This is a genomic window from Pseudomonas sp. HLS-6 TE3448, from assembly GCF_053629555.1.
Map to the genome: position 1 here is coordinate 3,627,954 of NZ_JBRJIO010000001.1, position 21,206 is coordinate 3,649,159.

Annotated in this window: 16 protein-coding genes; 12 read left to right on the forward strand and 4 right to left on the reverse strand. The window is 61.2% G+C overall.

What is annotated here, in order from left to right:
- Nucleotides 1-39: 39 nt before the first annotated feature.
- The 3 genes from AB7M23_RS16765 (at nucleotide 40) to AB7M23_RS16775 (ending at nucleotide 5,332) form a co-directional block, all read left to right on the forward strand.
- Nucleotides 40-2,151 (forward strand): PQQ-dependent dehydrogenase, methanol/ethanol family, encoded by a 2,112-nt coding sequence (locus tag AB7M23_RS16765; RefSeq protein ID WP_454241393.1) that lies wholly within the window; start codon nucleotides 40-42, stop codon nucleotides 2,149-2,151.
- 94 nt (nucleotides 2,152-2,245) lie between these two features.
- The gene (locus AB7M23_RS16770; RefSeq protein ID WP_065758969.1) at nucleotides 2,246-3,106 is read left to right on the forward strand and encodes a transporter; all 861 of its coding nucleotides are present in this window, start codon (nucleotides 2,246-2,248) and stop codon (nucleotides 3,104-3,106) included.
- A 204-nt stretch (nucleotides 3,107-3,310) separates the two neighbouring features.
- Nucleotides 3,311-5,332 (forward strand): TonB-dependent receptor family protein, encoded by a 2,022-nt coding sequence (locus AB7M23_RS16775; protein WP_454241394.1) that lies wholly within the window; start codon nucleotides 3,311-3,313, stop codon nucleotides 5,330-5,332.
- A gap of 62 nt (nucleotides 5,333-5,394) precedes the next feature.
- Here the strand turns inward: AB7M23_RS16775 and AB7M23_RS16780 are convergent, their stop codons facing one another.
- The gene (locus AB7M23_RS16780) at nucleotides 5,395-6,945 is read right to left on the reverse strand and encodes a Fic family protein (RefSeq protein ID WP_454241395.1); all 1,551 of its coding nucleotides are present in this window, start codon (nucleotides 6,943-6,945) and stop codon (nucleotides 5,395-5,397) included.
- 296 nt (nucleotides 6,946-7,241) lie between these two features.
- A complete protein-coding gene (locus AB7M23_RS16785; protein ID WP_454241396.1) occupies nucleotides 7,242-8,327 on the reverse strand; it encodes a CE1758 family FMN-dependent luciferase-like monooxygenase in 1,086 nt (361 codons plus the stop codon).
- A gap of 140 nt (nucleotides 8,328-8,467) precedes the next feature.
- Between AB7M23_RS16785 and AB7M23_RS16790 the strand changes: the two genes are divergently transcribed.
- The 6 genes from AB7M23_RS16790 (at nucleotide 8,468) to AB7M23_RS16815 (ending at nucleotide 16,569) form a co-directional block, all read left to right on the forward strand.
- Complete coding sequence (locus AB7M23_RS16790; protein WP_065758973.1) at nucleotides 8,468-8,653, forward strand: tautomerase family protein; 186 nt, start codon at nucleotides 8,468-8,470, stop codon at nucleotides 8,651-8,653.
- A 250-nt stretch (nucleotides 8,654-8,903) separates the two neighbouring features.
- The gene (locus AB7M23_RS16795; protein WP_454241397.1) at nucleotides 8,904-10,055 is read left to right on the forward strand and encodes an acyl-CoA dehydrogenase family protein; all 1,152 of its coding nucleotides are present in this window, start codon (nucleotides 8,904-8,906) and stop codon (nucleotides 10,053-10,055) included.
- 143 nt (nucleotides 10,056-10,198) lie between these two features.
- A complete protein-coding gene (locus AB7M23_RS16800) occupies nucleotides 10,199-11,284 on the forward strand; it encodes an efflux RND transporter periplasmic adaptor subunit (protein WP_454241398.1) in 1,086 nt (361 codons plus the stop codon).
- Between the two features lie 9 nt (nucleotides 11,285-11,293).
- Nucleotides 11,294-14,380 (forward strand): MexW/MexI family multidrug efflux RND transporter permease subunit, encoded by a 3,087-nt coding sequence (locus AB7M23_RS16805; RefSeq protein ID WP_454241399.1) that lies wholly within the window; start codon nucleotides 11,294-11,296, stop codon nucleotides 14,378-14,380.
- 4 nt (nucleotides 14,381-14,384) lie between these two features.
- Entirely contained in the window at nucleotides 14,385-15,824 is a 1,440-nt protein-coding gene (locus AB7M23_RS16810) for an efflux transporter outer membrane subunit (protein ID WP_454241400.1), read from the forward strand.
- Nucleotides 15,825-16,209: 385 nt separating this feature from the next.
- Complete coding sequence (locus tag AB7M23_RS16815) at nucleotides 16,210-16,569, forward strand: ArsR/SmtB family transcription factor (RefSeq protein ID WP_065758978.1); 360 nt, start codon at nucleotides 16,210-16,212, stop codon at nucleotides 16,567-16,569.
- 30 nt (nucleotides 16,570-16,599) lie between these two features.
- Here AB7M23_RS16815 and AB7M23_RS16820 read toward each other — a convergent pair whose 3' ends face one another.
- Together AB7M23_RS16820 and AB7M23_RS16825 are read right to left on the reverse strand one after the other, a co-directional pair.
- Nucleotides 16,600-17,157 carry a chorismate--pyruvate lyase family protein gene (locus tag AB7M23_RS16820; protein ID WP_065758979.1) on the reverse strand — a complete coding sequence of 186 codons (558 nt, stop codon included), beginning with the start codon at nucleotides 17,155-17,157 and terminating at the stop codon, nucleotides 16,600-16,602.
- Between the two features lie 21 nt (nucleotides 17,158-17,178).
- Nucleotides 17,179-17,676: a flavin reductase gene (locus AB7M23_RS16825; protein ID WP_454241401.1), complete on the reverse strand. Its 498-nt coding sequence runs from the start codon at nucleotides 17,674-17,676 to the stop codon at nucleotides 17,179-17,181.
- Between the two features lie 309 nt (nucleotides 17,677-17,985).
- On the opposite strand from AB7M23_RS16825, the gene AB7M23_RS16830 reads away from it, so the two are divergent.
- The 3 genes from AB7M23_RS16830 to AB7M23_RS16840 all read left to right on the forward strand — a co-directional run bounded on the left by AB7M23_RS16830 (nucleotide 17,986) and on the right by AB7M23_RS16840 (nucleotide 21,179).
- A complete protein-coding gene (locus AB7M23_RS16830) occupies nucleotides 17,986-18,597 on the forward strand; it encodes a TetR/AcrR family transcriptional regulator (protein ID WP_065758981.1) in 612 nt (203 codons plus the stop codon).
- A 399-nt stretch (nucleotides 18,598-18,996) separates the two neighbouring features.
- Nucleotides 18,997-19,968 carry an acyltransferase gene (locus AB7M23_RS16835; RefSeq protein ID WP_065758982.1) on the forward strand — a complete coding sequence of 324 codons (972 nt, stop codon included), beginning with the start codon at nucleotides 18,997-18,999 and terminating at the stop codon, nucleotides 19,966-19,968.
- Complete coding sequence (locus AB7M23_RS16840; RefSeq protein ID WP_454241402.1) at nucleotides 19,965-21,179, forward strand: hypothetical protein; 1,215 nt, start codon at nucleotides 19,965-19,967, stop codon at nucleotides 21,177-21,179. Before AB7M23_RS16835 ends, AB7M23_RS16840 begins: the two co-directional genes overlap by 4 nt.
- The last annotated feature ends 27 nt before the right edge of the window (nucleotides 21,180-21,206 follow it).

The following is a 21,206-nucleotide window of genomic DNA, read 5'->3' on the forward strand; positions in this document are numbered from 1 at the left end:
TCATAAAAACAATAAATGTGTCGTTGGAGTCAGAAACACATGAAAACCCTCTTTCTGCTGGCGGGTCTCCCATTGCTGCTTTCCTCCCTGCATGCCTCGGCTGTGGAAAGCACGCACCCTGCCCAGGTCGATACGAAACGCCTTGTGAACGCCAATCTCGAACCCGGCAACTGGATGAGCCACGGTCGTACCTATGATGAACAGCGCTACAGTCCGCTTAGTGGTGTCAATGACAAGAACGTCAGCCAGCTGGGCGTTGCCTGGACCACTCGTCTGGATATCGACAGCGGTACTGAAGCGACGCCCTTGGTGGTTGACGGGGTGATGTATACCACCGGTGCCTTCAGCATCGTCTATGCGATGAATGCGGCCACCGGTGAGCTTCTGTGGAAGTACGATCCGAAAGTGCCGCCAGCCAACCTCAGCCAGGGCTGCTGCGGCCCGGTCAACCGCGGTGTCGCGGTGTGGAACGGTAAAGTCTACGTCGGCAGCTTCGACGGCCGTCTGATCGCTCTCGACGCGGCTACGGGTCAGGAAGTCTGGTCGGTGGACACCATTCTCGATCGCTCCAAGAGCTACTCCATCACCGGTGCGCCGCGCATCGTCAAAGGCAAGGTGTTGATTGGCAACGGCGGCGCCGAGTTTGGCGTGCGTGGTTATGTCACCGCCTACGACGCCGAGACTGGCAAGGAAGCCTGGCGCTTCTACACCGTACCGGGCGATCCGAAGCTGCCGCCGGAAAACCCGGCGATGGCCATGGCCCTCAAAACCTGGACCGGCGACAGTTGGGTAAAGTGGGGCGGCGGCGGCACGGCTTGGGACTCCATGGCCTATGACCCGGAGCTGGACCTTCTGTACATTGGCACCGGCAACGGCTCGCCGTGGAACTACCAGTTCCGCAGCGAGGGCAAGGGCGACAACCTGTTCGTCTCGTCGATCCTGGCCCTGCGCCCGGACACCGGCGAGTACGTCTGGCACTATCAGGTCACGCCGCAGGACCGTTGGGACTACACCGCAACCCAGCACATGATTCTCGCCGACATCAAGGTTGATGGCCAGGTGCGTAAGGTGTTGATGCAGGCGCCGAAGAACGGCTTCTTCTATGTGCTAGACCGCACCAACGGCAAGCTGATCTCGGCGAAGAACTACGTGCCGGTGAACTGGGCCAGTGAGATTGACCTGAAGACGGGTCGTCCGGTGCTGACCGGCGCCGCGGACTACTCCAAGGAGCCGAAAGTCGTACAACCGAGCTTCCTCGGTGGACACAACTGGCACCCAATGTCCTATAACCCCAACACCGGTTATGTGTACATTCCTGCCCAGCACACCCTGGCCGAGCTGAAGGCGGCCAAGGAGCCGGTGTTCTTCCCGAACAAGTCGGTAGTGAACTTCGGTCTGGACGTGCCCGACCTGCCGGAAGACCCGAAGATCCTCAACCAGATCCGCGACGCCTGGACCGGCGAGTTGATCGCGTGGGACCCGGTCAAGCAGGCGCCGGCCTGGAAGCAGGCGTACATCAGTGCAGGCAACGGCGGCACCCTGAGCACCGGCGGCAACCTGGTGTTCCAAGGCACCGCCGATGGAAGGGTTGTGGCTTACAGCGCCGACAAGGGCGAGAAACTCTGGGAGCACCGCGCCAACTCCGGCGTGATGGCTGGCCCCATTACCTACACCGTTGGCAACGACCAGTACGTGGCGTTCTCCGTGGGCTGGGGCGGTATTTTGCCGTTGCTGACTGGGCCGCTGACTAACAAGGGCAAGGTGCAGCCAGAGTCGCGGATCATCGCCTTCAAGCTGGGCGCCAAGGGTGAACTGCCGCCGCCGCGTCAGGCACCTGTGTTCCCCAACGTCGACCTGAAACTGACCGCCACGCCGGAGCAATTGGTCCAGGCCCGCGCTATGTTCAACGGCCTGTGCGCCGGCTGCCATGGCCTCAACGCCATCAGCGGTGGTGTGGTCCCGGACCTGCGCTACCTGACCAAGGACAAACATGCGGCTTTCCCGGCGTTCGTCAGCGGCGCGCTGATCTATCGCGGCATGCCGAACTTCTCCGACATCCTCAAGCGCGAGGACATGGAGCTGATCCGTCAGTACCTGATCAAGCGCACCCATGACCTCGAGGCCGACCTGAAGGCCACTGCCGCGCACTAAGTCTCACCGCCGACCCAACCAAAGCCTTGGTGGCCCCTGAAAAGGGGCTGCCCGGGGCGCTTCACGCCAACAAAAACAACAACGAGAGTTCACCATGAAGATCATCAGTCCCTCGACCCTGGCGACCGGCCTGGCTGTGTTTGGTATTTCCCTGTCCGCGCTGGCCGACGTAAAGCCCGATCCGGGTGACTATACGGCGCTGCCCAAGGGCACCGACGTGGTCGTGCTTTACCAGCAGAACCCGCGCGGCGACAAGGTCTACTCCGGCGGCAAGAAGGTCGCCGACGACCTCGACCTGGACATGACCGTCGGCGTTCTGCGTCTGATCCACTTCACCGACTTTTTCGGCACCGGGTATACCTGGGACCCACAGATCGTTATCCCCTTCGGCCAGCAGGATATCGGCGCCAGCCATAGCAAGACGTCAGGGCTGGGCGACATCACCTTCGGCGGCACCTTGTGGACCATCGGCGATCTGGAACACAACGAGCACCTTGGCTGGTCGGTGTTCTTCACGGCGCCTACCGGCAGTGACAAGAACGAAGGTTTTGCCCTCAGCAACAACCGCTGGGCCGTGGACTTCCAGGTGGGCTACATCAAGGGCCTGACTGACAAAATCAGTTGGGATGTGATCGCCGAAGCTGAGTTCTATGACGATCAGCGCTCTACCGACGCGAAAAAGGACACGCTGCTGCAGCTGCACAATCACCTGCGCTACAACTTCACGCCTGACACCTATGCCGCCATCAGCTACAGGCACAACTGGGGCGCACGGGAAACCCTCGACGGCGAGACCCTGGCCACCAGCCACAACAACGGCACTGTCGGTTTCACCATGGCGACCATGGTCAACAAGCAATTGCAGTTGATGGGGCAGGTGATGCACGACACCTCGGTGCGTGAGGGGGTGAAAATCGATAATTCGCTGCAGTTTCGGTTGGCGTATTTCTATTGATCCGACTCGCTGGGGTAACGGGCCGCACGGCGGCCCCAACTTCCTGCCTTCGAGTGACCAACCTTCGTACCCTGCGCTTCTAAGTCCTGCTTAATAGCCGTGTGCCTGTGAGCTTGCGCATGGTCTGCCTTAAACAGCGCCCAACCCAAGAGAGGGCGCCCCGGTACGTTGGAAAATGTCCAGCGCTGCCAAGTGGAACAACCCATGAAAAATAACCAGCGGCACCGTGCCGCACATCGCCGTAATGCATTCGGCGCACTTTTACTGACCACCACCGGCGCTCTGGCGGACTCATCCGTCGAAGTCGAACCGGTAGTCGTCACGGCTACCCGCACTGGTGACCCGTGGGCGCAGACCGCGCTGTCGGCCAGCGTCGTAGATGCCGCTGACAGCCCTGGCGAGCAGGCGTTGAGCCTCGGCAATATGCTTTCCAGCGTGCCCGGTGTCGTCGTGCAGAGCCGCTACAACGCTGCCCAGGGCCTGCGGCCGACGATCCGCGGTTTCGGCTCGCGCTCCAGTTTCGGCGTGCGCGGCATCCGCGTGCTGGTGGACGGCGTGCCCCTGACCATGCCCGACGGCCAGACTGAACTCGACGGCGTCGATATCGGCCTGGTGGAGCGTATGGAAGTCATCCGTGGCCCGGCCGCGGTGCTCTATGGCAACGGCGCCGGTGGCGTACTGGCGATCAACACCCGCGAGCCGGGCGACCATCCGAGCGTATCCGGCAACTTCGGTTTTGGCAGCTCCGGCTATCGTTGGCGGAGCGTCGAAGCCAGCGGCACCGAAGGCAACTTCGGCACCTTGGTGGCGGTCAGCTCGACCCAGATGGATGGCTATCGTGATCACGCTACCAGCGAAGCCAACAATCTCACAGGCAAACTGCGCTGGTGGGGTGAGACCGGCCGTTTGGCGCTGACCTTGCACGCCCTCGACAATCGATCAGAAGACCCCGGTGGGTTGACGCTCGATCAGGTTCGTACTGATCGTCATCAGGCGCGTCCGCAAAGCCTGAGCTTCGACGCTGACGAGCGCATCACCCAGCAGCGTCTGTCGCTGGTTTGGGACGGCCAGTCGGTGGGCGAGGATACGTATCAGGTACGCAGCTACGTTGGTCAGCGCGACTTCACCAACCACCTACCGTTGGCGGCCAACGGGCAGACGAGCTACGAGCGACTGTTCGATGGTGTCGGCGCGCACTACAGCCATGTCGCAGACTGGTTCGGCCTGAGCCATACGCTGACGTTCGGTGCGGACCTGGAGTCCCTGCGCGACGACCGTGATCGCAACAACAACCTCATCGGAGGCGAAAAAGGTGCCTTGACCCAACGTCAGCGTGAAGAGGCCCAGAGCCTTGGACTGTTCATTGAAAACCAGACCGCGCTGGGTGAAAACTGGATGCTCAGCCTTGGCTTGCGCCATGACGAAGTGCGTCTGAGCATCGCCGACCACTTCTTCAGTGATGGCCGCGATGACTCCGGTGATCGGGTCTTGCGCGACCTTAACTACAGCGCAGGCCTCAGCTATCGCCTGGACGAGCACCACACCCTTTACACGCGCGTTGCGACCTCCTTCGAAACCCCGACGGTCAGCGAACTGGCGAACCCCACGGGAGGCGGTTTCAACAGTAGCCTGGAGCCGGCTCACGCCCTCAACCAGGAAATCGGCCTGAAGGGCGAAACCGCGCACTGGCGTTACGAAGCGGTGGCCTACCGCATCGACACACGCGATGAGCTGGTGCCTTATGTCGATGGCCGTACCTTCTACCGCAATGCCGGCTCCACTCGCCGCGACGGCCTGGAGCTGAGCGCGCGCTGGCAGCCCGACGAGCACTGGCAACTGACCACCGCCTACAGCCTCAATGACTATAGCTACCGCAGTTTCGAGAATTACGATGGCAAGCGCCTGCCGGGCATCCCCGTGACGAGCCTGTTTGGTGAGCTGAGCTATAGCCGGGACAACTGGTATGCACGCATCAACACCTCGGCCTACGACCGCCAGTACGCGGACAGCGCCAACACCGCACGGGTGGGTGGCTATGCGGTGGTTAACCTGCGAGCCGGCATGTCGCTCAAGGGCAGGGCGAAAAATCTGGAGCCTTATGTGGGGCTGGATAACCTCACGGACCGGCGTTACTACGACAACTTGCGGATCAATGACAATGCTGGTCGTTACTACGAACCTGCTCCAGGGCGGACGTTCTATGCGGGGCTGAAGGTGCAGTTCTGAATGGTGGGGGCAGTGCTCAGCTTGCGGTACACGAACGCGTACCGCTGATTTAGAAACTGATCTCAAGGACTGTCCGGGTCCTTAACCGAGTCCGGTTCTTCGAATGCGGAGCGCACGGCTTCCACAACACGTTCTGCCCGGTGAGCGTCGTCCAGTTGCGGATACGCTTTTTTCAGCTTGCCAGAAACCTGCCAGCCGTTCTCCTTGAGAGAACGAATGATCCGGCTCGCATCCTGATCCGGCATTTCCAGCACCTCTTTCAGCCGTTCCTGAGCACGCTGGAAAATAACCAGCACACGGGCCTCGTCTGCCATTTCGGTACGGACCGTATGCGCAACGACCTTAGCCGTGTAAAGAACGTGTTCGGTCAAATCTGGATAGCGCCATGCGAATTGCGCGTCGTTGTAGTCATCGAAGACAAGGTTGCTTTGTGTGCCATCTTTGTAGACGACGAGTTCGCCAAATCGATAGGATGCTGCGTATCGTTGCATGAGTGGCCGCGAAAACACCTCCAGCGTACGGTCGTAGCGTGCCCGGAAATCGATCGAGCTCGTGATGGTGGCCGACACTGGCAGGATCACGCCATCTGGCACCACTTTATCGCGGATCAGTGTGTCATTGATCAGGAAGCGATGGATCCGGCCATTGCCGTCCCGCATGGGGTGGATGTATACAAAAGCGAAAGCGATAGCCGCTGCTCGAGCCAGCGGCTCGGCGCCCCGCGTTGCCAGTTCGAATGCTTTCAGGCCTTCGAGCAGTTGCGGCAGCACCTCAAATTGCGGCGCAATGTAGTGCACGATGTCCTCGCGCATGGTCGCTTGCCCGACGAAGACCGGCGAGTGCCGAAGGCCAAGTCCGAGGGCGTCATGCCCCAAAATACCGGCTTGCAACCTGTGCAGGCTGTCGTTGCTCAGCGGATCCTCGATATGGCCACAGTACTTGGCGATCACGTGGGCAAACCGCTGGATCCTGTCGGCCTTGTCTGCCTCTTTCTCGATCAGAAAACTCGCACGCGACTCCTTGAATGTCAGCCAACTGGCTGTGCGCATGAGGATGTCTGCGCCAAAGGTCTGGTTCAGCTCGCGCAGTGCCGCATCCAGGTCAAATTGCAGTGCTTCCTGTACGGATTCGGTACGGCGGACCAAGGGGCAGAACTCCGGCACGCCGGGCAGATTATCGTTGATGCGCCAGCGCCGTATCCGCAGTGGCTCAACGCGGGTCAGGTACTGCAGTGGCGAAATGGCATCGACATAGCCGCCATTGTTGATATCTGGTACATCCAGCCGTTGTCCGGTCAGCCACTCGTACAGGAATCCGGTGCGGCGGGCATATTGGCCAAAGGGCGCTTGTCGGCACCAGGCTTCGATGGGCTCTGGGCCAACAGCCGCAAACAACCGGGCGAAAAACTCGAGGTGAATTTCTTCATACTTGAGCCCAAACTCGAAATGCCCCGCGAAGTCGTCCGTCGGCTGGTAGCTGGCCGGATACTTGCCCTCGATATGTCCGTTGCTCTCGCGACTCATCCGTCTTGTACCGATCACCGATTCGACGCGTAGGGGTTGTGCAAGTGCGATACCGTAGCGATCGGCGAGTGCCTTGAAACCTACTTGCATTGTCGAATCCCCTAATGAGAGCTGAAAAATGATAGCCAGAAGGAAATGGTGCGTGAAAACAGTAATTTGGTGGGCGCGAAAACGCTAACGATCACTTAGATTTGATAACGAATCTACTAGTTTTGCTGAAAACGATAACACGCTAGAGGCCCATTACAACCAGGCGTAAAGTCGGCGCTACGGATCTTTGATCCATGGCGGCAAGCCGGCCTCCTCGACGCTGGACGAGTCCTGGCAGGACACTGCCCACTGATGCTCGATCAGGGTGATAGCCGGCAGACATCGAATTTTCTTGCTCAGACCTCGAGCGGTGCGCGTTGCGCCAGCCGACCGGCGTGGGTCGGCGCCGGGGCCGCGCCGGGATGGCGTGCCTTGGCGGTTTCACGGCGCAGAATTGGGAGGACCTCGCTACCGAACAGCTCGAGCATTTCCAGCACTTCAGGCAGTGGGATACCGGCATGGTCGAAGAGGAACAGCTGGCGCTGGTAATCGCCGAACTGCTCGCGGAAGGTCAGGGTCTTGTCGATGATTTCCTGAGGGCTGCCGACTGACAAAGGGGTATCGCGCATGAACTCTTCCAGCGAAGGGCCATGGCCGTACACCGGCGCGTTGTCGAAGAACGGGCGGAAACGCTCGCGGGCGACTTGCGACTGGCGGTTGACGTAGATGTGCCCGCCAAGCCCGACGATGGCCTCCTGAGGAGTGCCATGGCCGTAGTAGGCGTAGCGAGAGCGATAGAAGGTGACCAGGCGCTGGAAGTGACCCTTGGGCCAGAGGATATGGCTGGCAAAGAAACCGTCCCCGTAGCGCGCCGCCTGTTCGGCGATCTCTGGGGTGCGGATCGAGCCATGCCAGACGAACGGTGGCAGGCCGTCCAGTGGACGCGGAATCGAGGTAAAACCACGCAGTGGCGTGCGGAAGCGCCCCTCCCAGTCGATGTTCTCCTCCCGCCAGAGCTGGTGCAACAGGTCGTAGTTGTCCAGTGCCAGGGGCAGCCCCTGCATGATGTCCTTGCCGAACCAAGGGTAGACCGGCGCGGTGTTGCCGCGCCCGAGCATCAGGTCCATGCGCCCACCCGACAGATGCTGCAGCACGGCATATTCCTCGGCCAGGCGTACCGGGTCGTTGGTGGTGATCAGCGTGGTCGAGGTGGAAAGAATCAGGCGGGAGGTCTGTGCGGCAATGAATGCCAGCAGCGTCGTGGGCGACGAGGTCACGAACGGTGGGTTGTGGTGTTCGCCGGTTGCGAACACGTCCAGGCCGATTTCCTCGGCTTTGAGGGCGATGCGCACCATGGCCTGCAGTCGCTCGGCTTCGCTCGGGGTACGTCCAGTGGTCGGGTCGCGGGTCACGTCGCCGACGCTGTAGATTCCGAATTGCATCCTTGCCTCCAGTAGTCGAGATTTTTTTCGATTGTACGCATGTACGCGAACTGTTCAACTCCTTTTCCCCGGCGTATTATCGTCCTGTCGCCGGCGCTTTGGCCGCGACGTCCATGGATAAGCAGACAAGGAGACCCTTCATGCCAGAAGTCATCGTCTATGCAACCGCCGGCCGTTCCGAGCAGCAGAAGAAGAAATTGCTGCGTTCGGTCACCGAGGCCGTTGCCAGCAGCTTCGAAATTGCCCGCGAGCACGTGGTGGTGCAGATCGTCGAGGCACAGCCTGGCGACAAGGCCAAGGGCGGGATCCCTTTCGACGAGCGTTGATGCCCACCTGGGGGACGGTGTGCGGCACCGTGTCTTTCTATGCATTGCCTTACAGATATCTGGGCAGTGCCCTGTGCGAGCTGATGTTTAACGGTGTTTTCAACCCGTTTTCTGTGAATGGCGTTTACATGCGGCCTTTTACAGAAAGACTGTACGAAGGGCTTGCAACAGTACGACTGTATGCGTACATTGGCCTCGTTCGATGTCGACACGGACCCCAGGATTTATCCCACCCAGCAAGGAGCTGAACATGAAGACATTGATGCAGTGGCGTGACCTGCCTGCCGAGGCGGAGGAATGGATGGCGCGTATCGAGGCGGTACGGCCGCTGATCCTGCGGCATAGCGACTACGCCGAAGAACACGGTGAAACCCATCCCGAAGTCATGGCCGAGCTGTTCAAGCTGGGCTTTTCCCGTCTGTGCGTGAGCAAGGCCTTTGGTGGCCAGCAACTGGATATCCGCGTCATTTCGCAGATCGTACAGCGCCTGGCCGCGCTGGATGCCTCGGTCTCGTGGCAGGTCATGGTGCAGGTCGCCATGGGGCGCCTGGCCGACTACCTGCCTGAGCAGGCCGCGCAGGAAATCTACAGTTCCTGCCACGGCTTCGTGGTGGGCGCGATCCATTCGGGCGGCGAAGCCATCGCGGTCGAGGATGGCTACCGTGTGAGCGGCAAGTGGGGCTTTGCCAGCGGCTCGGCGCACGCTGACTGGCTGGTGTGCACTGCGACGCTCAAGCAGGAAGTCGCCGACGGTTCGCAACCCCAGGTGCGCATGTTCTTCGTGCCGCGCAACGAGTGCCGCATCATCAAGACCTGGGATGTGCTGGGCATGCGCGGCACTGGCAGCAACCACTTTGAGTGCAGCAATGTTTGGGTTCCAGCCCATTACTGCGTCGACACCGAGGCGCTGAAGAAAGCGCCGGCACCGCGTGATTCCCTGGCTTACAAGGTGGGCTACTACGACTTCGGCACCATCGCCGCGATGGGAACTGTGCTGGGCGTTGCCAAGGGCGCGCTGGAGTATTTTCGCGACGAGCGCACCGTGCCGGCCGACGAAGGCGTGGCCGCCCTGACCTGCGAGAAGACCGGCATCGTGCTGGCGCAACTGCACACCGCCCAGCTGTTGCTTGAGGATGCCATCAGCCACGCCCAACAGGCCGATGGCGATGGCCTGAACGTGCGGGTCGGGTTGGCTGGGTCGATGCTCAACGAGCATGCCGTCAACGCGGTCAACCAGCTCCATGGCCTGACCGGCTCCAAGGGGGTCTACAAGGCGTGTGCGCTGGAGCGCAGCCTGCGCGACATCCATGTCGGTTCCAAGCATTTTGTCCTGTCGCCGTTGAACCTGTTCGGCCTGGGCAAGCTGTATCTGGGCAAGGCGCAGACCAGCAAGATCTATTGATCGGGCGGCATCGGTCGTCCATCCGTGACAGTCAGTTCGTGCGGCTCCCGGTCAACCCGGTCGGGCCAGGGCTGATGCAGGTTGGAGTTTTTTAAATGTTGAATTTCCAGGCGGTCGCCGTCAGAGGCGACAGGGGGTAAGTCATGCGGGCGAAACACTATCTAGGGAAGGTAACGGCGTCGGTGGTCACGCTTGTTGTGCTGGGCGGCTTGACGCTGCGTTACATGGCTCACGGAGAGGAACCGGCGCCCGCCCCTGCACTGGTACCCGCGGCACTGGCTCTGGTCCGGCAAGTGCCGTACACCTATTACCAGGTCGCCATCGGCCAGATCGAGGCTCGCCAGCAGGTGCTGCTGTCGGCCGAGGTCAGTGGGCAGGTGGTGGCGCTGGCCTTCGACTCGGGCGACCGGGTCAAGGCGGGCAATGTGGTGGTCAGGCTCAACACTTCGCCGGAGGAGGGTGAGCTCACCCGCCTGCGTGGCGAGTTCGAGGCCGCCAAGACCCATTACGCACGGCTGCAGGCGCTGGCGCGCAATGGTGCCGAGAGCCAGCGGGCGCTGGACAGCGCACGGGCGCAGTTCGATGCGGCCAAGGGCAACCTGGAGAACATCCAGGCGCAGATCGCGCAGAAGACCATCCGGGCACCATTCTCCGGCGAGCTGGGCATCCGCCAGGTTCACCTGGGCGACTACGTCCAGGCTGGCCGACCGTTGGCCACGCTCACCGACCTCAACGGGCTGCGGGTCAACTTCACCGTGTCCGAGCGTGACAGTGCCAGCATCGTCAAGGGGCAGGCCGTGGAAGTGGCGGTCGATGCCTGGGGCGGCATGACGTTCGAAGGCGTGGTCAGCGCCATCGATCCGCAGGTCAACAATTCCCATGTGATTCGTGTCCAGGCGCTGCTCAAGGACCATCAGGACAAGCTGCGCCCGGGCATGTACGCCAAGGTGAAGGTGCAACTGCCGGGCAAAGACGAGCTGGTCGTGCCGGAGACCGCGATCACCTACAACGCCTATGGCGAGAGCGTCTTCGTCACCTACGAGGAAAATGGCCAGAAGAAGGTGCGGCGCAAGAACATCAGCATCGGCGAGCGTCGCGATGGCTTGGCGGTGGTGCTCAAGGGGTTGCAGGCCGGTGAAGAGGTGGTGACGTCCGGGCAGATCAAACTGCAGGACGGCGTTGCCATTGAGCCCGTGACCGACACGGTGCGACTGAACGTCCAGCGCTGAGGAGCGATCATGCATTTCACTGATATTTTCCTGCGCCGCCCGGTGCTGGCGCTGGTGGTCAGCACGTTGATCCTGCTGTTCGGGATCATGGCTTTCAGCAAGCTTCCGGTGCGTCAGTACCCGATGCTGGAAACCTCTACCATCACTATCACTACCCAGTACCCCGGCGCCTCGTCGGAACTGATGCAAGGCTTCGTGACGCAACCGATCAGCCAGGCCGTGGCCTCGGTCGAAGGCATCGACTACCTGTCGTCCACCTCTACCCAGGGAAAGAGCCTGGTGACCGTGCGCATGCAGCTCAACAGCAACTCGATCAATGCTCTGACTGAGGTGATGGCCAAGGTCAACCAGATCCGTTACAAGCTGCCCGAAGAAGCTTATGACCCGGTGATCGAGCGCACCTCGGGCGGCTTCACCAGTGTCGCCTACGTGGCGTTTTCCAGCGAGCAGCTGTCGATGCCCGAAGTGGCCGACTACATCTCGCGAGTGGTCGAGCCGATGTTCTCGGGGATCGATGGTGTCGCCAAGATCAACGTGCTGGGCGGGCAGACCCTGTCCATGCGCCTGTGGCTTGACCCGGACTTGCTGGCCGGCTACGGCATCACGGGCCAGGACGTGGCGGATGCGATCAAGGAAAACAACTTCCAGGCCGCGCCCGGCCAGGTCAAGGGCCTGTATGTGGTCAGCAACCTGCGGGTCAACACCGACCTGAGCAGCGTCGACGACTTCAAGGACATGGTCCTGCGCAACGACAACGGCAACATCATCCGGGTGCGCGACGTCGGTACCGTGGAGCTGAACGCCGCGTCGTTCGACACCAGCGGTGCGATGAGCGCGGTCCCGGCGATGTTCCTGGGCCTCGACGCGGCTCCCACCGGCAACCCACTGACCATCGTCAACGCGGTCAAGGCACTGATCCCCGAAATCGAGAAGACCCTGCCGCCAGGCGTCAAGGTGCAGATCCCGTTCGAGGTGGCGCATTTCATCCAGTCGTCCATCGACGAGGTGACCCATACCCTGGTCGAGGCACTGTTGATCGTGGTCCTGGTCATCTACCTGTGCCTGGGCACCTTCCGCACCGTGCTGATTCCCCTGGTGACCATTCCGCTGTCGATGCTGGGTGCAGCGGTGCTGATGCAGATGTTCGGTTTCAGCCTGAATCTGCTGACCTTGCTGGCGATGGTGTTGGCGATCGGCTTGGTGGTGGATGACGCCATCGTGGTGGTGGAGAACGTTCACCGTCACATCGAAGAAGGCAAGACACCGTTCGAGGCGGCCTTGCTCGGCGCCCGTGAGGTGGCCGGCCCGGTGGTGGCGATGACCTTCACCTTGGCGGCGGTGTATGCGCCTATCGGTCTGATGGGGGGGCTGACCGGGACGCTGTTCAAGGAGTTCGCGCTGACCCTGGCCGGCTCGGTGGTGGTATCAGGCATCGTCGCCCTCACGCTGTCGCCGATCATGAGCACCCGCCTGCTCGATGCCAAGTCGAGCGAAGGCTACATGGCGCGCAGGGCCGAGGCTTTCTTCAGTTGGCTGGCCGAGCGTTATGGCAAGTTGCTGGGCATGTCGTTGTCCATGCGCTGGATCAGCCTGGCCATCGCCCTGGTGATCTTCTTCAGCCTGCCAGTGCTGTACAAGTCGGCGCAGAGCGAACTGGCCCCGCTGGAAGATCAGAACATCCTGCTGACCGCGATCAAGGCGCCGCAGCATGCCAACATCAATTATGTCGAGGCGTTTTCCCAGAAGCTCCACGAGGTGTTCCAGGAATTCCCCGAAGGCTACAGTGACTGGGTGGCCAACGGTACCGACGGCTTGTCCAATAGTGTCGGCGGCATCAACCTGGTGGATTGGGACAAGCGCGAGCGCAGTGCCAATCAGATCCAGCCACTGCTACAGCAACGGGTGAGCCAGATCGAAGGCACCAGCATCTTCGTCTTCCAGATGCCGCCGCTGCCAGGTTCCACAGGTGGCCTGCCGGTACAGATGGTGGTGCGCAGCGACCAGGACTACCAATTACTGTTCGACGTAATGGACAAGCTCAAGGCCAGTGCTCGCAGTAGCGGCCTGTTCGCTGTGGTCGACAGCGACCTTGACTTCAACAACCCGGTGGTCGAGGTTCAGGTCGACAGGGCCAAGGCCAATGCCATGGGTATCCGCATGAGCGACATCGGCAGGACGCTCAACAGCCTGATCGGCGAGAAGTACGTCAACCGGTTCGCCTACCATGGCCGTTCCTACGATGTGATTCCCCAGTCGGTGCCCCAGGACCGCCTGACCCCCGAGGCGCTCAATCGCTACTACGTCAAGGACCAGCATGGCAACCTGGTGCCGCTGTCGACCCTGGCTACCATCCAGGTCAAAGTCGAGCCGAACCTGCGTCCGCAGTTCAACCAGCAGAATGCCGCGACCTTCCAGGCCATCCCGATGCCAGGCGTGACCCTGGGCGACGCCGTGGCCTTCCTGAGCGAGCAGGCCAGGCAGTTCCCGGCTGGCTACACCTACGACTGGCAGTCCGATACCCGGCAATATGTGCAGGAGGGCAACACCTTGGTGCTGACCTTCGCCTTCGCCCTGGTCATCATCTACCTGGTGCTGGCAGTCCAGTACGAAAGCTTCATCGACCCGTTCATCATCCTGATCAGTGTGCCATTGTCGATCTGCGGGGCGCTGCTGCCGCTGGCGCTGGGCTACACCTCGCTGAACATCTACACGCAGATCGGCCTGATCACGCTCATAGGGCTGATCAGCAAGCACGGTATCCTGATGGTAGCGTTCGCCAACGAACTGCAGATGCAGCACGGCATGGGCAAGCTGGAGGCGATCCGGCATGCGGCCGAGGTGCGCCTGCGGCCAATCCTGATGACCACTGCGGCCATGGTGGTGGGGCTCGCACCGTTGATCTTCGCCACCGGCGCGGGTGCCAACAGCCGCTTCGGCTTGGGCCTTGTGATTGTCGTCGGCATGTTGATCGGCACCTTGTTCACGCTTTTCATCCTGCCGACGGTCTACAGCCTGTTGAGCACTGGCAGGCAGCCAAAGGTGCTGCCCGTCGCGGAGCACGACGGCCAGGTCATCGATGCCGCGGCGCGGGGATAATCCAATGTTGAAAATGACACGATGTGCACGGCCGCTGTCGCTGGCGGCCCTGGTGGTAATGGGTGGTTGCGTGAACTACGCCGGCATCGACCATCGTCAGACCCTGCTGACCCCCGAGGGAGCGCCTTCGGCGTCCCTGGCCGACGCGCGGCTGCCAGCCGCGCCTTGGCCGACCGACAATTGGTGGCAGCAGTATGCCGATGCCCAGCTCGACCGTCTGGTGGCCAAGGCCTGGGCGAGCAACCCCGGATTGCAGGAAGTGCGGGCGAGGGCGGACAAGGCCAACGCCTACCAGGAATACTACGACGCCGACCGTGCTCCACAGGTCGATGCCGCAGGTGGTGTGTCCCGCTCGCGGCTGTCGCGCAGCGAGGACTTCGCCGGACAGGGCAATCGCTATGTCAGTGTGCGCAGCCTGGGCGTGACCTTCGACTACGACCTTGACTTGTGGGGCGGTAAGCGCAGTGCCTGGGAGGCTTCGGTCAACCAGGCCCGGGCCGCGGAGGTCGAGCTGCAGTCGGCGCGCTTGCTGCTGGCCGCCAACGTGGTCAAGGCCTACAACCAGCTGACCTATGCCTGGGACGTGGTCGACCTGAGCGAGCGTGATCTCAAGCGTTTGCGCAACCTGCAGAGCCTGACCGGTGACCGCTTCCATAACGGTTTGGACAACAAGTCCCAACTGCAGCGGGTCGATGGCCTGGTGGCGCGCGCCGAGGCGAGCCTGCTGGGGGCGCGCAGCGATGTGGAAATTGCCCGCCTGCAGCTATCGGCCCTGCTCGGCGCGGGCGTTGACGGTGCCCGCGACATCGTCCGGCCCAAGCCGCTGAAAAGCACCGAGGCGGCGCTGCCGGAGAGCCTGCCTGCCGAACTGCTTGGGCGGCGTCCAGACATCGTCGCGGCCCGCTGGCGGGTTGAGGCCGAGTCTCGCACGGTGGCCTCGGTGAAGACCCGTTTCTATCCCAACATCAACCTGCGTGCCGCAGGCGGTATCCATGCCATGTCTGGCGACAGTTTCAACGACACCGTCAGCCGGTTCTGGAACATCACGCCAACCGTGACCGTGCCGTTGTTCGATGCCGGTCGCCTGCGTGCCGACCTCAAACAGAGCAACGCCGACCTGGACCTGGCGATCGCCCGCTACAACGCCACGTTGAACACGGCGTTGCACCAGGTCGCGACGTCGGTGACCGAATTGCAGGCCGTCAACCGGCAGATCGGCCTGCAGCGTACTGCGCGCGATACGGCCCAGTCGTCCTTCGACCTGGCTGTAGAGCGGTTTGAAGTCGGGGAAAACAACTTCCTCGATTCGCTCAATATCGAGGAGCAATTGATTGAGGACGAACTGCGTCTTGCCCTGTTGAGCAGCAAGCAGATTGACTCGGCAGTGGGCCTGGTGACGGCACTGGGCGGTGGTTACCAGCCCGAGTCAGTGAACGTTCAGTAGATGCCCGTCTTCCGGCGCCAGGGTTGCATTCTGGCGCCGGCTTTACACCTTGAAACAATCCCTTTATCCGCCCCGCATGGTTTTCAACCCTTTGTTTTGCAAGGCCCAATGGGTTGCGCCTCAAGGGCATCCGGTAGCACGTTTGCCGTGTCTGGCTCACGGAGCGCTGCAAAACTGGTGTATAGTCCTACATTGCTCGTACTAACAAACAGTCGCGATTCCAGATGCAGACAGCCATAGGCTGACGGCCCGAGGTCAATGGGAGATTGCTTTCCCCCAAGGGCGCGACATGGAATCGTACCTGTTCAATACGAGGAAACCGCTGTGCCGACGCGCTTCCATGCTTCAGTACGCGGTGATCCTTGTAAGGTTATTGAGGTATCGCATGTACACTGCCAACCACCCCAGCATTGAACAGATCCGCCTGGAAAACGTCCTGACAGCACTTGGCAATCCGTTGCGCCTGACCGTGCTGAAGGTACTTTCCGATGGTGAGGAACACCCTTGTGGGCGCATTCTCAAGGGGGCATCGAAATCGACCATGACCCACCATTGGCGTGTCCTGCGTGACAGCGGTGTGATCTGGCAACGCCCTTATGGTCGCGAGAACCTGCTGTCGATTCGCCGCGAAGACCTGGAGAGCCGTTTCCCCGGGCTGTTGAGCTCTCTGCTCGAAGCCGTTGCGAATGACCCGCAGACCGTGCAGGTCATTCGCGACAACGAAGCACGTTTGGAGGAAGGCTGAGTCGCCTTCCTTCCTGGGCGCGCCCCTGGCTCAGATCGCCAGCTTGAGCGGCGCGCCTGTTTCCTGCAGCCGTTTCCAGAATCCAGGCACGAAGCATTCTGCAATCAGCAGCGGTTGGCCATCGCGCGTGAAGCGCGAACGGCGGGCCAGCAGGCCTACGCAAGGCTGGCCCAGTGACTGGGCCAGGCGCAGCAGTGGCGAATCGCCCTGCGGGCGCTGGCACTCGAAAGCACCTCGATGGATCGCTGTCGAGGTGTACAGCATGCTGCCCAGGGGTTGGTTGCCATAGCCCGCCAGCTCCGGCCAGGCCGGCAGGTCATTGTGCATGGGGGTCAGGCTGCGTGCGCAGACCATGACCTGGCCATCGACCTTCAATGCCACTTCGCGGATCCAGACCGGCAGGCCCGGGGCGATGCCCAGGGCCCGTGCTTCACCCTGTCCGGGAAGCGCGACCCGTTGCCCGGCCACTTCCAGGCCGAACTGACCCAGCGCCTTCAGGCGCAGGGTCAGTGAGCCGGGGGCGAACAGCCAGTGATGCTGATCGTCGCAGAGGCCAGGCAGCGGCAGTGAAGTCCAGAAATCGTCCATAGCGCGTGTTCTCCGGAAAACTCAGGCGGCTGGCTGGCTGGCCACGGCGATCCGGTGATACGCCCGGTCGAAATAGATCAGACCTTCCGGGTACTGGGCACTGTCGATATTCAGTACCTGGCAGTAGAAGATGCTGTGGCTGCCCACGCTGTGGATTTCGCTGATCCGGCAGTCGAAGCACACCAGTGCCTCGTCCATCGTCGGTGCGCCACTGTGGCCGGTGGACCACTTGGTGGCGAGGAAACGCTGCTCCATGTCCAGGTGTTTATTGGCGAAAATACCCGACAGATGCTGATGGTCGCCGCGCAGCACGTTTACGCATAGCACGCCGTTTTCTTCGAAGCTGCTGCGCTGGCGTGACTGGCTGTTCATGCACACCAGAAGGGTAGGTGGAGTGTCGGTGACACTGCAGACCGCCGAGGCCGTGAAACCGTGCCTGCCGCTGGGGCCGTCGGTGCTGATGATCGAGACGGCGCCGCCTAGTCGGGCCATGGCATTTCTGTAAGTGGCAACATCCATTGCTGAAACGCTCCATTATTGATTGAGTGTGGCAGTCCTTAGCGAAAAACCTTTAGCTATCATGCATGTACGCCATTGTCGATACTTTGTAAGCCAGGGTTGACGGACCCCTCTGGCGGACGCATATCATTGATTGTACGGATGTATTAGTACAATACAAATATTTTTGTAGCGCAGTCTATCTATTGCCTGTGAAACCCGCGTGGTATGAGGCGCGTGAGCCACAGGTGGACGTGAATGACGCTTTAAAATCTCGGGCTGTGACTGCCCTGGTCGCGGTCCACCCGCTGTGAGAAGGGAGAAGTAGATATGAGTGGTCGTGGAAGACCCCGGGAATTTGACCGACACCAGGCGCTGGTCAAAGCCATGCTGTTGTTTTGGGACAAGGGCTACGATGGGGCGTCGCTGAATGAGCTGATGGCCGCGATGAACATCAAGTCCCCCAGCCTCTATGCCGCCTTCGGCTCCAAGGAAGACCTGTTTCTGGAAGCGCTGGAGCTCTACTGGTCGACAGTTGGCGAGGAGATCTGGAGCGAGTTGTACAAATACGAGCGGGCACAGGACTCGATCCACGCCGTCCTGCTGGCAACCGCGAGAAGCCTGACCCGTGAGGACCGACCGCATGGTTGCTTTGTTACCCAGACCGATCTCAAGTCACCGTTGCCCAACCTCAGGGTCGGACTCAAGGTGCTGCGCTGCAAGCCGTTCGAGATGCTGAAGAACCGCTTGCGTCTTGGTCAGGCCAGTCGGGAAATCAGTGAGCACGTCGATTGCGAGAGCGTGGCCAATTATTATGGTGTGGTCCAGCGCGGGATGGCGATGGTCGCACGCGATGGCTCGCCACGGGACACGTTGGAAAAAGTGGCAGGCCATGCCATGGGCACTTGGGACACCATCGTTCCGCATCACCTGGCGCACTGACGCCCACTCTCTAGCTGGCCTTTGGCCAGCTCTTGTGTTTATCCTCCCTCGACTCAGCCACTAGAGTGGCCGCCCTCGTCTTTGTCACGCCTGTGCATTTATGTGCAGGCTGCACGTTAAATTCTGCTTTTTTTCATACAATCGAAACATTTTTATGTGTTCTGGCCCCGCTTAAATTTTCTAACGACCAGCACAGAAAACGTGTTGCCTCGGCAATTTGTATGTACTAGGATGTGCGAACAGTACTAATTGACTAGTACATTATTTCCTTCGCAAGGCCGCTCAATTTCCCCCTGCTCAGCAGGGCGAGCCCCACCAAGGACTGGCAAGCAGGACGCTGGTAGAAGCACCGCTCAGGCGGCAGCAACGACAGTGTCCGAACACGCAAGGGAGTGTGTGATGCAGACAACATGGCTTGTCGAAATAGGAACGCGCGTCTCGCCCGACAGCTGTATCGGCGAAGCGACCTGGGTTCGCGCTGGCAACCAGTTGGAAGGGGTGACCCTCGGTCAAGGTTGCTTCGTCGGCTTCAACTGCCATCTCGAGCACCTGGAAGTGGCCGATCGCGGCATGCTGGCCACCGGTGTCGTCGCCCGTGGTACCCGTGAGCGTCCGATCAGTATCGGGCGGGGCGCCTGGGTCGGCGCCCGGGCCACCCTTGCGCCTGGTGTGCGTATTGGGGCCGGTGCGGTTGTGGCCGCTGGCGCTCTGGTCAACGAGGACGTCGAACAGGATTGCATCGTCGTAGGTCGCCCCGCACGGATCATTGCTCGTCGGCAGATCCGTGAGGATGGCTGGCCGGATCCTGCACCTGTGCTGCAGAAAGTGCTCAAGCGCCAGCGAGAAGGGTTGCCGTCTTTCCTCGACCCTGAATCCTGCGCGATGGACCGTGTGCGCCAGCTCAATCCGCAACTGGCCGCCTGGCGGATCGGGGAGGGTGCGCTGATCGATGCCGAGCTTCGCGGCGGCCCCTTGGTGCAGGTCGGTGCGGACTGCGTGCTGATCGGGCGCAGTACCCGACTTGGCGGAATGCACGAGCTTGGCGGCATCACCCTTGGCGAGCAGGTCGTGCTCGGGCGCGGGGTGGTCATCGAAGGCGCTGGCGGTGTCAGCATCGGCGCGCACAGCTGTCTCGGCGACCATGTCACCCTGGTTTCCTCGTCCCATGATCACGGTTTTCGGTCGCTGCCCTGGAAGGCTGCGCCGATCCGCATTGGCAAGCGTTGCCACATCGGTGCCGGCGCGCTGATCGTCGGTCCCGTTGCTCTGGGCGACGACGTGAGGGTCGAACCCTACGCCGTCGTCATCCGCGATGTACCCGCAAAATCCGTAGTCAAAGGCATCATTCAACTCAAGGAGGAAGTCGCATGATTCTGTTCGCCCCCGCTCCAACGGGATCTGGTCACAACATGCGTGTGCTGTCGATCGGTCGTGCTCTGCGCGAGCGCAATCCTGGTATCGAACTAACGGTGGCCCTGGCCTCGCTGCAGGATGTGTTCACCCCGATGTTCGAAAGCTCCGGCATCGATGTGATTGATGTGGCCGGGCAACTGATGGACTATTCAAAAAAGAGCAATCTGTCGCGCCAGCTCGACTGGGGCAGCTACATTGCCGGCTATATTTCCAACACCTTCCTGTCCAGCGAGCGCATGCTTGCTTACCTGGCGATCATCGAGGAACACAAGCCTCGCGTGGTGATCTCCGACTTCAACATGGCAGCCTGCCTCGCGGCGATTTTCAGTCGCACGCCCCTGGTGTTCGTCACCGAGCGGTATGACTTCACCCTCTGTCAATTGACCGACCAGGACCTGAGCGAAGGTGGTTTCGAGCTCAATACCGAAGACCTCAAGCGTGCGCGCAAGGCCCTGCACAAGCAGTTCTCGTGGATGATCGAACAAAGTCAGCTGGTGCTGACCGACAAACCGTACATCCCGGAGATGGACAACGGTACGCCGGTGGCCAGCGCACTGAAGGAAGGCAAGGCACACTTCGTCGGGCCAATGATCCGCGACTTCAGCCAGACCAACGCCTCTACCGTGCGGGCTGACCTCGGCCTGGGCGACGGACCTTTCATTGTCGCCTCCATCAGTGGTACCACCATGTTCGCCGAGAGCAAGCAGAGCCTGCTCAATGCTTACCTGGAGGCGTTCGAGAAGCTGCGCACCGAGCGTCCCGAACTGAAGATGGTACTGCTCGGGCGCCAGGACATCACGCCACGGGAGGGTGTCATCAGCGTGCCTTACTACCCGGACTGGATGGGCCTGCTGCGCGAGGCCAGCTTGTTGGTGTCGGCGCCAGGTTGGATCACTGTCACCGAGATCGCGGCATTGAACATTCCGACCCTGTTCGTGCTGCCGTCGAAATCCGAGTACCACGAAGCCGAAGCGCTCGAGCGCCTGGCACGCCTTGGCTTCCCGACCTATCTCGGTTGCCAGGCCGCGACCATCGCCGAGTTGATCGATGCCGAACTGGACAAGGACACAGGTACCCCCAGCTACTTCGGCGCGCACCAGCGTGTGGCCTCGCCTGACGGGCTCGGCGCCCAGCGTGCGGCCAGCCGGATCCTCAGCCTGGCGCAGTAAGCGTGAACATCCACAGTACTTTCAGGG